A 14,386-nucleotide genomic window follows, 5' to 3' on the forward strand; every position below is an offset into this window, starting at 1 on the left:
CTCAGGGGCGCGGGGCTGTTTCCCTGAGCGGCTCCGCCGCGTGGGCGCGTCCGCCGCCGCCTTCGCGACCGGCGTCGCCCTGGAGTCCCCGGCGTGGGGCGCCGTCGTGGCCCCGCTCGCCTGGTCGGTCGCGCTGTCGCGGGTCTGCACCGGCGTGCACGTCCCGAGCGACCGCCGAGATCGTGGAGTGCGAGCGGCACCCTGAACCACTTCGCCCACGACGGTGAGGTGACCGAGGTGGAGGCGAGGTGACGCTGGAGAAGCTGCCCGAGGCGCTGACCGTGTACCGGCCGATCCCCGGGAACTGATCATCCGTCAGTCCACATTCCAATACGGGGGTCTCACCATTCGACATGCGGGCGTACGGTTCTGTCATGTCGAGACCTCAGGAAAAGCCGCAGGAGACCGCCGTCTACACGCACGGCCACCACGAGTCCGTGCTGCGCTCGCACACCTGGCGTACCGCCGCCAACTCCGCGGCCTACCTGCTCGGTTCGCTGAAGCCCCATATGAAGGTCCTGGACATCGGCTGCGGTCCCGGCACGATCACCGCCGACCTGGCCGCGCTGGTGCCGGACGGTCATGTCACCGGCGTCGACCAGGCGGCGGGCGTCCTGGAGCAGGCGCGGGCCACCGCCGCCGAACGGGGCCTGACGAACGTCGACTTCGCGGTCGCGGACGTGCACGCCTTGGACTTCCCGGACGACACCTTCTGCGTGGTCCACGCCCACCAGGTGCTCCAGCACGTCGGGGACCCGGTGCGGGCGCTGCGCGAGATGGTGCGGGTCACCAGGCCGACCGGGTACATCGCGGTCCGCGACTCGGACTACGCGGCCATGACCTGGTACCCGGCGTCTGCGGGACTGGACGACTGGCTGGACCTGTACCGGCGGGTGGCCCGGGCCAACGGCGGCGAGCCGGACGCGGGGCGGCGGCTGAAGTCCTGGGCGCTGGCGGCGGGACTGACGGACATCACGGCCACCTCCGGCACCTGGACCTACTCCACCGCCGAGGAGCGGGAGTGGTGGAGCGGCCTGTGGGCCGACCGCACGCTCGCCTCGGCCTACGCGGAGCGGGCCACCGAGGGCGGCCACGCCACCGCCGAGCAGCTGCGGGCCGTCTCGGATTCCTGGCGGAAGTGGGGAGAGCGGGAGGACGGCTGGTTCTGCGTGCTGCACGGCGAGATCCTGTGCCGCAAGAGCGCCTGAGGCCTCATTCCCGGGGGAGCAGCGGGCCCAGCGGCCCGAGGTCCAGGTTCAGGTCCTCGGGCCGCAGGCCGTACCGCTCGCGCAGTTCGGTCATGCGGTCGTCGAGCAGCATCAGGGTGAGCCCGATGCGCTCCTCCTGCTCCTCGTCCAGGTCGCCCTGGTCGAACCGGCGCAGCGCCTGGCGTTCCATGAGCTGGCGCAGCAGTTCCACCACGGTCAGGACGAGTTTGACCAGGTCCCGCTCGACGGTGTCGGGCTCCAGGTCCAGCCGGTTGCGTCGGGCCGTCACAGCGAATCTCCCCACGGTGAGGGCACCTGCTCGTTGACCGAGCTGATCAGCGCGTTCAGGTCGATACGGACGAGGTCGACGTCCGCGATGCGCAGGGTGATGTCCCCCGTGATGACGACCCCGCCGGCCAGCAGCCGGTCGAGGAGGTCGACGAGGGCCACCTCACGCCGTTCGATCACGGTCACGGGCGCTCCTCCCCCATGAGGTCCGTGAAGGAGTAGGCGGCCCAGGGTCCGGTGAGTTCCACCCGCATTCCCGGGGTGTCGTCCTTCGTGCGGTCCACCAGTTCCACGAACTCCTCGGAGTGCTTCCGCGGCACCAGATAGGCGGCGTTGAGCACGTTCCGTCCGGAGGCGCCGGACAGCGTGGCGTTCTGCGGGGCGTGCAGCCGGGAGTCCTCGGCGTGCGCGGAAAGCGTCGCGTGGAGCCGGGTCGCGAAGGACTCCGCCTGCTGCCAGGTGTCCTCCCGCGCCCTGGTCTGCTGCCGCCGCTGCCGGAGATAGTCACGGCCGGACGCGGGCTGGGCCGCGGGGGCCGGCCGCTCCGGCTCTCCCGGTTCCGTCTCGGCGTACACCTTGACGCCCCACTCGACCCGGCCGTCCAGCCGGTCGAGGGTGCGCAGGAAGTCCTCCTCGCCCGCCTCGATCATGGTCCGTACGCCGCTGTCGTCCCGGAAGACGGTGCCGAGCCGGAGCGGCAGCGGGGTGGTGACGGCGGTGAGCGCGTCGATCACGCACTGGTGGGCCCGGACCGTGGCGGTCAGCCAGTCCAGATCCTCCAGATGGGCGCGGAGCGGGCCTTCGGCGAAGTCCTGCTCGGGCACATGGCTGACCACGGCGATGAGACCGCGGTGGGTGAGCAGCCGGGGCGGATCGCCCCCCAGCCCCGTCAGCTGGGACTGGAGGGCGGCTCCGAAGGGACGGCACACGGCGTAGACGTAGCGCAGTCCGGTCATGAGCCCTCCTCCTGTGCGCGAGCCGGCGCCAGCTCCTCGAGCCGGGACAGCCGCTCGCGCAACTCGGCGTTCTCGCGGGACAGTTCGTCACGGCGGGCCCGGGTGGACAGTGCCGGGTCGTCCTCCCACCAGTCGATGCCCATCTCCTTGGCCTTGTCGACCGAGGCGACGATGAGCCGCAGCTTGATGGTGAGCAGCTCGATGTCGAGCAGGTTGATGCGGATGTCGCCCGCGATGACGATGCCCTTGTCCAGCACTCGCTCCAGGATGTCCGCCAGGTTCGCTCCGCTTCCCTGGCCGTACGGGTCCGGGAGCCGGCTGGGCATGCTCATCGTCGGCTCCCGCCCTCGGCGTACTCGTAGTCGTCCTCGTCCTCGGGCACCTCTTCGTCCTCGGGCACCTCTTCGTCCTCGGGCACCTCTTCGTCCTCGGGCACCTCTTCGTCCTCGGGCACCTCTTCGTCCTCGGCGGCCTCGTCCTCGGCGGCCTCGTCCTCGGACAGCTCGCCCTCGGGTTCCTCCTCGGGCTCGGGCTCCTCCTCGTCGTACTCCTCGTACTCGTCCTCGGCCTCCTCGTCCGGTTCGGACTCCTCGTCCTCCGCGGCCTCGGCGCCCTCCTCGTCGTAGGCGTCCTCGGCACCTTCCTCGGCGCCTTCCTCTTCCTCCTCCGCCACCGCGTCCTCGTGGCTCTTGACGACCTCGCCGTCGCGGATCTCGCCGCGCCAGCCGTCGTCGGCCTCGCCCTTGAGGGTGATGAAGCGGGCGTAGTGCTTGAGGTCGAGGCGGGCCCTGCGGCCCTGGGCTCGCCAGATGTTGCCGGTCTTCTCGAACAGGCCCTTGGGGTAGTACTCGATCACCAGCAGGACCCGGGTGAGGTTGTCGGCGAGCCGGTGGAAGGAGACGACGCCCTTGCTGGTGCCCTTGGCGCCCTCCGAGGTCCAGGAGATCCGGTCGTCGGCGACCTGCTCGGTGGTGGTCGCCTTCCAGCTGCGGTTGGACCAGAAGATCTTCATCTGCCAGTCGGTGTGGGTGTCGTCGGCGCGGTTCGCGCTCTTGACGCCCTTCGCGAAGGTGGAGAAGTCCTGGTACTGCGTCCACTGGTCGTAGGCCGTGCGCAGATCCACGCCGACATCGACGAACTCGATGATCACCGTGGGCTTCTGGCCGGCCCCGCCCTTGCGCCTGCCCTTGCCACCGCCGCCGAGGTTCTTGAAGGCGCCGACCACCTTGTCCTTGGCGTGCGAGAAGCCGAGCTCGACCGCGCTGCGCATGGGCCCCTTGCCCTCGGCGAGCTTGCGGCCGCCGTCCAGGGCGAGCTTGGCGAAGCCGGGGCTGTTGCCCTCCGCGATGTCGTTGAGCTTGCCGGTGGTCTCGCCCAGCTTGTGGCCGACGCCGACCAGCATCCGCTGGACCTGCGCGGACAGGTACTCCTGCACCTCGGCCTTGAGCCGGTCGGCGGCCTCGCTGTGGGCCACGTCGGTGATCGGGTTGCTCTTCGCCTTGTCGGTGACGTCACGGGCGGATCCGAGGGTCTCGGTCATCACTCACCGCCTCCCTTCGGCAGCCGGGCCCGGGCACCGCGTGCGGCACCGCCGGCCGCGGTCGCCTTCTTGGCGGCCGTCTTCTTCGTCGCGGTCTTCTTGGCCGCGGTCTTCTTGCCGGCCGTCCGGCTCTGCGCCGTCTGCCTGGCGGGCGGCTTCCCGCCGGGTGCCTTCTTCGCCGCCGCCTTCTTGGCGGGGGCCTTCTTCGCCGCCTTCTTCGCCGCGGCCGGACGCCCGTCCCGGTCGTTCCGCTCGCCCCGGTCGCCCCGGTCGTCCCTGTCGTTCCGCTCGTCCCCGGCCTCGCCGTCGTGCCGGTCCGAGCGCTCGTCGTCGGCGTCCGTCGTCCCAGTCTGCCCCCGCTCGGACTCCTCGTCGCCTTCGGACTCCTCGTCCTCGTCCTCGAAGAGGCCCGGCACGTCCGGTGCCACGCCCGCGAGCTGGTCGCGGACCTCCGCGGTACGGCCGTGCAGGCGGTCGGCGATCGCGTCGATCTGCCGCTCCACCATGGCGCCCGAGGCCGCCTTGCCGACCCCGCGCAGGTCCACCCGCAGCTGGTCCCCGATCTCCTTGAACTGCGGGTTCTTCAGCAGTTGCTGGGACACCAGGTCCGCGATGGCCCGCGGGCTCAGATGCATCCGCTTGCCGGCCACGAGCGTGCCGACGGCGAACGCCAGTTTCAGTTTCTTCGTACGTCCTAGGAGGTATCCGGCCCCTACCGCGAGGCCCAGTCCCACTCGGTTCATCGTGTCGTCCCGTCGCCAGTCCCCGCGCCACCGCGCAGGCCGATCTCCAGTCGTTCGAGGAGTTCGTCCTCCTGTCGGTCGAATTCCTCCTCGTCGATCTCGCCCGCCTCAAGTCGCTCCTCGAGCCGGGCGAGTTCGGCCCGGACCGTCGCCGGGTCGTAGTACAGGCGCTCCGCCTCGTGCAGCACCTGTCTGATCACCCAGGCGCTTCCGCGTACCGGGGCGAACGGCAGCAGCAGTACCTCTCCGATGAGCCCCACGGCGGTCTCACTCCTCCGCGTGGTCGATGCCCACCGAGGTGCCGGCGGGCTCGGCCGGGCCGGGTTCGACGAAGCTGTACGGCGGCAGCGGTCCGTTGACGCGCAGGTCGAGGTGGGGGTGGCTCGTGCGCAGCCGCTCCACCTCGGACAGGAAGGACGCGGCCGCGTCGCGCTCCACGAGGAACGACACGTTGGCGAGCCAGCCGGAGGAGTCGGGGCCCACGCTGATGGCGTCGGCGACCGGTTCCAGGGCGTGCCGGACCTCGCCCGCGTCCTCGGCCTCGCGGGCCTTGACGGCGGCCACGACCATCTCGCCGAGCCTGAGCCGCTGCTCGTAACTGCCGCCGCCCGCCTGCCGGTTGGCCTCGGTGACGGCGCGGACCTCCGGGTTGTCGGACATCACGCGGTGCAGTACGGCCTCTTCGTCGTGCGTGGCCTTGACGTTGTACTCGACCTTGCCGTCGAGGGTGCGCAGGCGCTCCTCGTAGTGCTCGGCGCGGTCCGCGAGCACCCCGGTGACGGAGCCGTCGTCGGGGGCCACGCTGCCGAACCGCATGGGCAGCACGCAGCCCTCGGCGCCCACCTCGCCGAGCACGTTCTGGTGGGCGAGCAGGTCACGGCGCTTGGGCCGGAGGCCTTCGGGGGCATCGCTGACGACGGCCGCCAGATCGCCCTCCGTCAGCACCCGCACCGGGCGCGCGGGGTCGCCCACCCCGCTCATGTCCTTCGGCAGCGCCGGGTGAGAAGCGGCGGTGATGCCGTACACGTACGTGCTCACTCCTGCTCCTCCTTCCTGCGCGCGGCCGTGGTCCTGCGGGCCCGCGGCCTGGACTCGGTCTGTCCGTCCCCCTCACGCGCCTGCTTGAAGGCGTCGGAGATGGTCTCCGCGGCGCCGGAGAGCGCGCCCTTGGACTTGCCGCGCGCGCCGGACTCGGTCATCTCGCCGACGATCTCGGGCAGACCGGGGCTCTTGTTGCGGCCGGACTCCAGGTCGAGCCGGTTGCACGCCTCCGCGAAGCGCAGATAGGTGTCGACGCTGGCCACCACGACCCGTACGTCGATCTTCAGGATCTCGATGCCGACGAGGGAGACCCGCACGAATGCGTCGATGACGAGCCCCCTGTCGAGGACGAGCTCCAGAACGTCGTAGAGACCGCTGCTGCCGCCTCCACCGCCCTGTTGTGCCGGAACGACGGTCATGCCGACCGCGCCTCCTTGTCTGTGGTCTCGTGAACGGATGTCCGAAGTGGGCGGCTCAGCGACCGCCCTGCCTGTGTGCGTCCGCCCGGCCGCGTTCGTAACGGCGAACGCGCCGATAGCCGGTGAGCTCGCCCTGCTGGTCGAGTTCGACCTGGTAGCTCGCCATCAGGCTCATCGTGTCGGGCACACGGGAGAGTTCGAGGACCTCGACCTCCAACGACCAGCCGTCCTCGGTCTGTTCGAAGGAGGAGACGTTCTCGGCGGTCATGCCGGTCAGCTCGGTGAGCTGGGCGCGCGCGTGGCGCAGCACCTCCATCGGGCTGGGTCCCCGCCGCCGATCCGCCACGTCCTCTTCTGTGTCCTTTTCTTTCCCTTTGGGGGAATTCTGTGAAGTCTGTGATTCTGATGAGTTCTTTGTGTTCGCCATGGCCACCTCCCCCTGCGGGTGGCCGCTCGTCCGTCGGCCAAACCTTCAGGAGGGCATCAACGCGTTCAGCCGCCGCCGGGCCGGGCCGAGCGCCCGTCCCTTGGCGGGCACTCCGTCCCAGGGGCGGGTGCGGGCCTGTTCGAGGGCGTCGGCGACGGTCCAGCGGCGGGCGTCGAGCCCCGGGTCGTCGAGCTGGGTCCAGGACATCGGGGTGGCCACCGGGGCACCCGGTTTCGCGCGGACGGTGAAGGGGGCGACGGCGGTCTGGGCGTAGCCGTTGCGCTGGACGTCGAGGTAGAGGCGGTGGCCGCGGTCCTTCTTGCGGGCGGCGGTGGTGAACCGGTCGGGGTGGCCCGCGACCAGGGTGTCGGCGACGTCCTTGGCGAACGCGCGCACCTCGTCGAAGCCCTGCCGGCCGTCGAGGGGCACGATCACGTGCAGACCGCGCGAGCCGGTCGTCATCAGCGCCGAGGGCAGCCGCAGCTCGTCGAGCAGCTCCCCCAGCAGCCAGGCCGCCTCGTGCACGGCGGCGAAGTCGTCGTCACCGGCCGGGTCGAGGTCGAAGACCATCCGGTCGGGCCGCTCCACGTCACCGGCCCGGGACAGCCAGCGGTGCACGGTGAGGGCGGCCTGGTCGGCGAGGTACAGCAGCGTGGCGGTGTCGTCGCACACGGTGTGGCGGACGGTGCCGCCCTCCTTCGGCACCTCGACGCGGCCGATCCACTCCGGGTAGCCGTCCGGGGTGTTCTTCTGCATGAACCGGGGGCCGCCGAGGCCGTCCGGATGCCGCTCCAGCATCAGTGGACGGCCCCGCAGATGCGGCAGCATGAAGGGCGCGACGGACCGGTAGTAGTCGACGAGGTCGCCCTTGGTGTACTCCTTGGCGCCGTCGCCCGCGGGGAAGAGCACCTTGTCCGGCCGGTGCACCTCGACGGTGTGCTTCCCCGCGCGTACGGTCCGTACGCCGCCCCCGCTCACGACACGATCGCCTGCTCCACCAGCAGCCGTACGGCGGTGGCGACGGACTCGGCGTCGATGCCCGCGGCGTGCAGCTGCTCCTCGGGCGAGGCCGAGCCCGGCATCGTACGCACCGCGAGCCGCACCAGGCGGGGCACGGGCCGGCCGTCGCAGAAGGCGTCGAGGACGGCGTCGCCGAGCCCGCCCTCCTCGTGGTGGTCCTCCACGGTCATGAGGCAGCCGGTGTCCTCGGCGGCCCGGCGCAGGGTGTCGCGGTCGACGGGCTTGACCGAGTACAGGTCGATCACCCGCGCCGGGATGCCCTCCCGGTCCAGGGCTTCGGCGGCCTTCAGCGCCTCGGGCACGGTGACGCCCGCCGCGACCAGCGTGATCCGGTCGTCCCCTGAGGAGCGCAGCACCTTGCTGCCGCCGATCGGGAACTCCTCCCGGGGGCCGTAGAGCACCGGGCTCTCCCCGCGGCCGGTGCGCAGATAGCGGATGCCGTCCAGCTCGGCCATCGCGGCGACCAGGTGGGCGGTCTGGTTGGCGTCGCACGGGTACAGGACGGTCGAGCCGTGCACCGCGCGCATCATCGCCAGGTCCTCCAGGCCCATCTGACTGGGCCCGTCCTGCCCGATGGCGACCCCCGCGTGCGAGCCGACGAGGTTGATGCCGGCGCCGCTGATGGCGGCCATGCGGACGAAGTCGTGGGCACGGGTGAGGAAGGCCGCGAAGGTTCCGGCGTACGGCACCCAGCCGCGCGCGGCGAGGCCCACGGCGGCCGCGACCATCTGCTGCTCGGCGATGTAGCACTCGAAGTAGCGGTCGGGGTGTTCCTTGGCGAAGAGCTCGGTGCGGGTGGAGTCGCCGACCTCGCCGTCGAGGGCGACGACGTCACCGCGCCCGGTGCCGAGGGCGGTGAGGGCCTGCCCGTAGGCGTCCCGGGTGGCGACCTCCTCGCCGGTGTCCCAGCGGGGCAGTTCCAGGTGTCCGGCGCGTACGGCGTGCAGGATGCGGGCGGCCGACGGCTCGCGCACCTCGACGCGCAGGTCGCGTACGCCGCCCAGCTCCTCGATGGCGTCGTCGGCGTTCTTCAGCGGCTTTCCGTGCAGCCCCTCGCGGTCCTCGACGTCGGCGACTCCCTTGCCCTTGAGGGTGCGGGCGAGGATCGCGGTGGGCTGGCCCTTGGTGGACTCGGCCTCGCCGTACGCGCGCCCGATCGCGTCCACGTCGTGTCCGTCGACCTCGACGGTGTGCCAGCCGAACGCCTGGAAGCGGCGGGCGTAGGCGTCGAGGTCGTGTCCGTGGCGGGTGGGTCCGCGCTGGCCGAGCCGGTTGACGTCGACGATCGCGGTGAGGTTGTCGAGGTGCTCGTGCCCGGCGTGCTCGGCGGCCTCCCAGACGGAGCCCTCGGCGAGTTCGCTGTCGCCGCAGAGCACCCACACGCGGTACCCGGTGCGTTCCAGGCGCTTGCCGGACAGGGCGATGCCGACCCCCACGGGGAGGCCCTGGCCGAGCGAACCGGTGGCGGTCTCCACCCACTTGAGCCGGCGCGGGGTGGGATGCCCTTCGAGCCGGCTGCCGTTCTCGCGGAAGGTCAGCAACTCCTCGTCGTCGACGGCTCCGGCGGCCTTGTAGGCGGAGTACAGCAGCGGTGAGGCGTGGCCCTTGGACAGCACGAAGCGGTCGTTGCCTGGGTGTTCGGGGCGGTCGAAGTCGTAGCGGTAGTGGTGCGCGAGCAGTACGGCCATCAGGTCCGCGGCGGACATCGAGGAGGTCGGGTGCCCGGAGCCCGCGGCGGCCGCGGCGCGGACGCTGTCCACGCGCAACTGCTGGGCGAGTTCGACGAGTTCACCGGTGTTCATGAGTCTCCTTCCGCGGGGTCCGCGTCAGTGCGCTGGGCGGGGCCAGGCCCTTGGGCCGGCTCACCGCCGGGTTGGTTCCTGGCGGGTTCTCCGCCGGGTTGGTTCTTCGCGGGTTCTGCACCCGGCTGGTTCTTCGCCGGTTCCCCGGAGTCGCCCGGTGGCGTGTCGGCGGCCGTCGCCGCTCCCGGGCCGGAACCGACCCGTTCCGGCCGTCCCGGTACCCGCGCCAGCTCGGGGGACGCCGACTCCAGCGGTACCGACCAGGACCGTACGAGGCCCAACTGGACGGCCTGGCGCGGGAGTACGGCGTCCAGCAGCCAGTCGGCGGCGACCCGGACCCGGTTGCCCGGCATCGCGGCGAGGTGGTAGCCGCGGGTGACGGCACCGGCCGCGAGCCCGGAGAGCGGGATGTGCAGGGGGTCGGCGGCGGCCTTGGTGCCGCCCAGGTCGACGACGAAGCCCAGGTCCCGGTGCCGGTACGGCTCGGGCTCACCGTCCCCGAACGAGGCGGCGAGGTTGTGCGCCACCGTCCTGCCGTGCCGCCAGGCGTGCTGTGCCGTCATGGGCGTGAAGCCGCCGGGATTGTCCAGGTCGGGCACCGCGGCCGCGTCCCCGCACGCGAACACCTCGGGCCGGCCCGGCAGTCGGAGATAGGGGTCGACGACGAGCCGCCCGCGTTCCAGGGGCTGCCCGGTGGACTCGACGAGCGGGTCGGGCCGTACGCCGACACACCACATGAGGGTGCGGGTCTCGACGAACTCCCCGTCCGTCAGCAGCACCCCGCCCGGCGTGGCCTCCTTCACGGACGTCCCCATGCGGACCTCCACGCCGCGTTCCCTGAGCGTGCGGTCGGCCGTACGGGAGAGGTGTTCGCCGAGTTCCGGCAGTACCCGATCGGCGATGTCGAGGAGGATCCAGCGCGGCCGTACGCCCTGCCTGAGGGGGTGTTCGCGGACCTGCGCGTCGGTGTAGAGCTGTCCGTGCGCGGCGACCTCGGTGCCGGTGTAGCCCGCGCCGACCACCACGAAGGTGCAGCGGGCCGCGCAGCTCTTCCGGTCGTCGGCGGCGGCCGCGAGCTCCACCTGGCGGGTGACGTGGTCCCGCAGGTACAGCGCCTCGGGCAGACCGCGGAAGCCGTGCGCGTACTCGGCGACCCCGGGGACGGGGAGCAGTTTGTTGACGCTGCCTACGGCCAGCACGAGCCGGTCGTAGGAGAGGCTGCCGGGCTCGCCCTCCGGACCGGTGTAACGCACGGTCCGCGCGTCCAGGTCGATGCCGTCGGCCTCGCCGAGCACCAGCCGCACCCGGGGCAGGGTGCCGGAGAGGGAGACGGTCACCCGGCGCGGCTCCAGGATTCCGGCGGCGACCTGGGGCAGCAGGGGCAGGTACAGGAAGTAGTCGGTCGGGTTGAGCAGGGTGATGTCGGCCCTGCCGCGGGCCCTGCGGGAGAGGTCCCTGGCCGTGCGGTAACCGGCGAAGCCGGCGCCGACGATCACGATGCGGGGTCGGCTCACGGTGCGCCTCCGGGGCTGTCGCGTACCTGCGGGAGCCTTCCGCGTCCCCCTGCCCCGAGCGCCCAAACGCCGGTTTCCGTACGGGCCGCCGGGTACCCGGACGGAGCCCACTGCTCACGGAGGCGCCGGAGGTTCCCCATGCCGGAATACGGCTATTTCCTGTCGTGCGAGGAGTTCGGCCCCGCGGACCTGGTCGAACAGGCGCGGATGGCCGAGCAGGCGGGCTTCCGCTCGCTGTGGATCTCCGACCACTACCACCCGTGGAACGACGCGCAGGGCCAGAGTCCGTTCGTCTGGTCGGTGATCGGCGCGCTCTCGGAGGCGGTGTCGCTGCCGATCGAGACGGCCGTGACCTGCCCGACCGTGCGGATGCATCCGGCGGTGGTGGCCCAGGCCGCGGCGACCTCGGCCGTGCTGACGAACGGCCGCTTCCGCCTCGGCGTCGGCTCCGGCGAAGCCCTCAACGAGCATGTCCTGGGCCATGTGTGGCCGCCCGCGCACATCCGTCTGGAGATGCTGGAGGAGTCGATCCAGGTGATGCGCCGGCTGTTCACGGGCGAGGAGGTCAACCACCACGGCACCCACTACACGGTCGAGAACGCCCGCCTCTACACGGTCCCCGACGAGCCCGTCCCCATCGACATCTCCGGCTTCGGCCCGGCGGCCACGGCACTCGCGTCCCGGGTCGGCGACGGCTACATCACGATGATGCCCGAGGCCCCGATGGTGGAGCAGTACCGCAAGGGCGGCGGCGCGGGCAAGCCCGTGAGCGGCGGTACCAAGGTCTGCTACGGCACGGACCGCGACGAGTGCGTCCGTACGGTCCGCAGGCTCTGGTTCAACCAGTTCCTGCCCGGCGAGATGGGCCAGATCCTGCCCTCGCCGAGCCACTTCGAGCAGCTGGAGCCACTGGTCACCGAGGACATGGTGACCGAGAAGTCGGTGTGCGGGGACGACGTCGACGAGCACGTCGCCGCCCTGAGCGCCTTCGCCGACGCGGGCTTCGACCGCGTCTACGTCAACCAGATCGGTCCCGACCAGCGCGGCTTCTTCGACTTCTACCGTACGAAGGTGCTGCCCCAGCTCCAGCAGGGGTGAACGGATGAAGCTGCACAGGCCTGTCGTCTCGGTGTACACGGTGCCGACGGACGCCCCCGAGGCCGACGGCACGCTCGCCTGGGACACCACGACCATGGTGATCGCCGAGGTGACGACAGGCGAGGAGACCGGCACGGGCTGGACCTACGGCCCGGCCGCCGTCGGCGACTTCCTCACCGAGCACCTCGCGCCGCTGGTCGAGGGCCGCAGCCCGCTGGACATCCCGGCCCTGCACGAGTCGATGTGCCGCTCGGTCCGCAACACCGGCCGCCCGGGCATCGCGGCCTGCGCGATCTCCGCCCTCGACATCGCCCTGTGGGACCTCAAGGCCCGGCTCCTGGAACTCCCCCTGGCCCGGCTCCTCGGCGTCGCCCGCGAGCGCGTCCCGGTCTACGGCAGCGGCGGCTTCACGACCTACCACGACACGCATCTCGCCGCCCAGCTCAACGGGTGGGTGCACGGCCAGGGCATCCCCCGCGTCAAGCTGAAGATCGGCGAGAGCTGGGGGCGGGCGGTGTCCCGGGACCTCTCCCGGGTGCAGACGGCACGTCAGGTCATCGGCCCCGACGCCGAGTTGTACGTCGACGCGAACGGCGCGTACACCCGCAAGCAGGCGATCCGGGTGGGCCACGCCCTCGCGGAGCACGGCGTGGGCTGGTTCGAGGAGCCGGTCTCCTCGGACGACCTGACCGGTCTGCGCCTGGTGCGCGACGCGCTGGTCTGCGATGTCACGGCCGGTGAGTACGGCTACGACCTCCCGTACCTGGCCCGCATGATCACGGCCGGCGCGGTGGACTGCCTCCAGGTGGACGCGACCCGCTGCGGCGGCCTGACGGAGTTCCTGCGCGCCGCCGCGCTCGCCCAGGCCCACGGCCTGGAGGTGTCCGCCCACTGCGCTCCGCACGCCCACGCGGCGGCGGCCGCGGCGATCCCCAACTGCCGTCACATCGAGTGGTTCCACGACCACGTCCGCATCGAGGACATGTTCTTCGACGGCGCCCTGGACCCGACGGGCGGCACGGTCTCCCCGGTGGCGGGCCTGGGCCACGGCCTGACGCTGCTGACGGAGCAGGTGGAGGAGTACCGGGTGGCGTGAGACGACAGCGCAGAGCAGAGGTGGGCGGGGAGTCCCGTACTCCCCGCCCACCTCTGCGTTGCTCAGCCCCGCCGCCGCAGCCCGGCGGTCACCGCGGCGCCCACTCCTCCGGCCGCCGCCATCAGTCCCACCCGGCCCCGGTTGCGGGAGAGCCAGTCCTGCCAACTCCCCGTCTCCGACTCGGAGTCGAAGCGGCCGTGCGCCCCGTGGTCCCGTCCGTGCGGGCCGTCCGCCGGGACCCACAGGTTCCCCGGCCCGTCGTGCGCTCCCTCGTCCTGCTGGGCGTCGAAGCCGGTCCGGCCCAGGTAGCGGTCCAGGACGCCGGGCACGACCGCGTTGGCCAGCAGCGTGGCCACCGTCGAGCCTCCGACCCAGTACTCCCGCCGCCGTCCGTGGGACCCCGCGTGTACGACGGCCCGTGCCGCGACCTCCGGCTGGTACACCGGCGCCACCGGCCGGGCCCGACCCGGCATCCGGTTCAACACCCAGTCGAACTGCGGGGTGTTGACGGCGGGCAGCTGCACCATCGTCGTACGGACCCCGCTGCGGGCGTGGAGCAGCTCGCAGCGCAGGGACTCGTTGAACCCCTGGATCGCGTGCTTGGCCCCGCAGTACGCCGATTGCAGCGGAATCCCCCGGTAGGCCAGCGCGGACCCGACCTGCACGACGGTCCCCCGGTCCCGCGGCAGCATGTGCCGCAGTGCCGCCCGGGTGCCGAACACATAGCCCAGGTAGGTCACTTCGGTCACCCGACGGAACTCGTCCGGGGTGATCTCGGTGAACGGCGCGAAGACCCCGGCGAAGGCGTTGTTGACCCAGACGTCGATGTGCCCGAAGGCGTCGACGACCTGCTGGGCGGCGTCGTCGACGGCCTTGGCGTCGGCCATGTCGACGCTCACGACGAGGACCTCGCCGCCGGCCCGCTGCACTTCGTCGGCGGCGGCCGCGAGGCCCTCGCGTCCCCTGGCCAGCAGGGCGACGCGGGCCCCGCGTTCGGCGAAGGCCCGGGCCGTGGCCCGTCCCACGCCACCGCTGGCCCCGGTCACCACCACGACCCTGCCGTGCCTCACGCGCGGTTCCCTTCCCGCACCGCGCGTCACGCCCGGTGGCGCGGCTGCTCGGGGTCGATGTCGTCCTGGCGCGGCGCCGCGCCGGGTTCCGGGGTGCCGGGCGTCCCGGGCGCGGCCGGCGGCATCGGCGGGTAGGGCAAGCCGAGCCCGCTCGGCGGCGCGAC

At 72.0% G+C, this 14,386-nt stretch carries 18 protein-coding genes; 4 read left to right on the forward strand and 14 right to left on the reverse strand.

Annotated elements, in window-relative coordinates:
* The first annotated feature begins 40 nt into the window (after positions 1-40).
* Both G3I78_RS41395 and G3I78_RS41400 read left to right on the forward strand, forming a co-directional pair.
* Positions 41-205 carry a hypothetical protein gene (locus G3I78_RS41395; protein WP_164434480.1) on the forward strand — a complete coding sequence of 55 codons (165 nt, stop codon included), beginning with the start codon at positions 41-43 and terminating at the stop codon, positions 203-205.
* A 169-nt stretch (positions 206-374) separates the two neighbouring features.
* Positions 375-1,208: a methyltransferase domain-containing protein gene (locus G3I78_RS41400; protein WP_164434614.1), complete on the forward strand. Its 834-nt coding sequence runs from the start codon at positions 375-377 to the stop codon at positions 1,206-1,208.
* Positions 1,209-1,212: 4 nt separating this feature from the next.
* On the opposite strand, the gene G3I78_RS41405 is transcribed toward G3I78_RS41400, so the two are convergent.
* From G3I78_RS41405 to G3I78_RS41465, 13 genes are read right to left on the reverse strand one after another with little or no spacing between them, the layout of a single operon-like run.
* Positions 1,213-1,497, reverse strand: a complete 285-nt coding sequence (locus G3I78_RS41405; protein ID WP_164434617.1) for a gas vesicle protein K — start codon at positions 1,495-1,497, stop codon at positions 1,213-1,215.
* The gene (locus G3I78_RS41410; RefSeq protein ID WP_164434618.1) at positions 1,494-1,682 is read right to left on the reverse strand and encodes a gas vesicle protein; all 189 of its coding nucleotides are present in this window, start codon (positions 1,680-1,682) and stop codon (positions 1,494-1,496) included. Before G3I78_RS41410 ends, G3I78_RS41405 begins: the two co-directional genes overlap by 4 nt.
* Positions 1,679-2,452: a GvpL/GvpF family gas vesicle protein gene (locus G3I78_RS41415; protein WP_164434620.1), complete on the reverse strand. Its 774-nt coding sequence runs from the start codon at positions 2,450-2,452 to the stop codon at positions 1,679-1,681. Before G3I78_RS41415 ends, G3I78_RS41410 begins: the two co-directional genes overlap by 4 nt.
* Positions 2,449-2,784, reverse strand: a complete 336-nt coding sequence (locus G3I78_RS41420) for a gas vesicle protein (protein ID WP_164434622.1) — start codon at positions 2,782-2,784, stop codon at positions 2,449-2,451. The genes G3I78_RS41415 and G3I78_RS41420 overlap by 4 nt, the downstream gene beginning before the upstream one ends.
* The gene (locus G3I78_RS41425; protein WP_164434625.1) at positions 2,781-3,992 is read right to left on the reverse strand and encodes an SRPBCC family protein; all 1,212 of its coding nucleotides are present in this window, start codon (positions 3,990-3,992) and stop codon (positions 2,781-2,783) included. The genes G3I78_RS41420 and G3I78_RS41425 overlap by 4 nt, the downstream gene beginning before the upstream one ends.
* On the reverse strand, positions 3,992-4,735 hold the full coding sequence (locus G3I78_RS41430; protein ID WP_164434627.1) for a DNA primase: 744 nt from the start codon (positions 4,733-4,735) through the stop codon (positions 3,992-3,994). Before G3I78_RS41430 ends, G3I78_RS41425 begins: the two co-directional genes overlap by 1 nt.
* Positions 4,732-4,995, reverse strand: a complete 264-nt coding sequence (locus G3I78_RS41435) for a gas vesicle protein GvpG (RefSeq protein WP_164434629.1) — start codon at positions 4,993-4,995, stop codon at positions 4,732-4,734. Before G3I78_RS41435 ends, G3I78_RS41430 begins: the two co-directional genes overlap by 4 nt.
* A gap of 7 nt (positions 4,996-5,002) precedes the next feature.
* Positions 5,003-5,773: a GvpL/GvpF family gas vesicle protein gene (locus G3I78_RS41440; RefSeq protein WP_164434631.1), complete on the reverse strand. Its 771-nt coding sequence runs from the start codon at positions 5,771-5,773 to the stop codon at positions 5,003-5,005.
* A complete protein-coding gene (locus G3I78_RS41445) occupies positions 5,770-6,195 on the reverse strand; it encodes a gas vesicle structural protein GvpA (RefSeq protein WP_164434633.1) in 426 nt (141 codons plus the stop codon). Before G3I78_RS41445 ends, G3I78_RS41440 begins: the two co-directional genes overlap by 4 nt.
* Positions 6,196-6,250: 55 nt before the next feature.
* Complete coding sequence (locus tag G3I78_RS41450) at positions 6,251-6,622, reverse strand: gas vesicle protein (RefSeq protein ID WP_164434635.1); 372 nt, start codon at positions 6,620-6,622, stop codon at positions 6,251-6,253.
* Positions 6,623-6,667: 45 nt separating this feature from the next.
* Positions 6,668-7,600: a non-homologous end-joining DNA ligase gene (ligD, locus tag G3I78_RS41455; RefSeq protein ID WP_164434636.1), complete on the reverse strand. Its 933-nt coding sequence runs from the start codon at positions 7,598-7,600 to the stop codon at positions 6,668-6,670.
* Complete coding sequence (locus G3I78_RS41460) at positions 7,597-9,444, reverse strand: transketolase (RefSeq protein WP_164434638.1); 1,848 nt, start codon at positions 9,442-9,444, stop codon at positions 7,597-7,599. Before G3I78_RS41460 ends, ligD begins: the two co-directional genes overlap by 4 nt.
* Positions 9,441-10,958 carry an NAD(P)/FAD-dependent oxidoreductase gene (locus G3I78_RS41465; RefSeq protein WP_164434640.1) on the reverse strand — a complete coding sequence of 506 codons (1,518 nt, stop codon included), beginning with the start codon at positions 10,956-10,958 and terminating at the stop codon, positions 9,441-9,443. The genes G3I78_RS41460 and G3I78_RS41465 overlap by 4 nt, the downstream gene beginning before the upstream one ends.
* A 138-nt stretch (positions 10,959-11,096) precedes the next feature.
* Between G3I78_RS41465 and G3I78_RS41470 the strand changes: the two genes are divergently transcribed.
* Entirely contained in the window at positions 11,097-12,056 is a 960-nt protein-coding gene (locus G3I78_RS41470) for an LLM class F420-dependent oxidoreductase (protein WP_164434643.1), read from the forward strand.
* A gap of 4 nt (positions 12,057-12,060) precedes the next feature.
* Positions 12,061-13,152, forward strand: coding sequence for an enolase C-terminal domain-like protein (locus G3I78_RS41475; protein ID WP_164434645.1), 1,092 nt, complete (start codon positions 12,061-12,063; stop codon positions 13,150-13,152).
* Positions 13,153-13,214: 62 nt separating this feature from the next.
* Here G3I78_RS41475 and G3I78_RS41480 read toward each other — a convergent pair whose 3' ends face one another.
* Positions 13,215-14,222 carry an SDR family oxidoreductase gene (locus G3I78_RS41480; RefSeq protein ID WP_164434647.1) on the reverse strand — a complete coding sequence of 336 codons (1,008 nt, stop codon included), beginning with the start codon at positions 14,220-14,222 and terminating at the stop codon, positions 13,215-13,217.
* Positions 14,223-14,386 lie beyond the last annotated feature (164 nt).

This window comes from Streptomyces sp. SID13726 (assembly GCF_010548375.1).
In the GTDB taxonomy this organism is placed as follows: Bacteria; Actinomycetota; Actinomycetes; order Streptomycetales; family Streptomycetaceae; genus Streptomyces.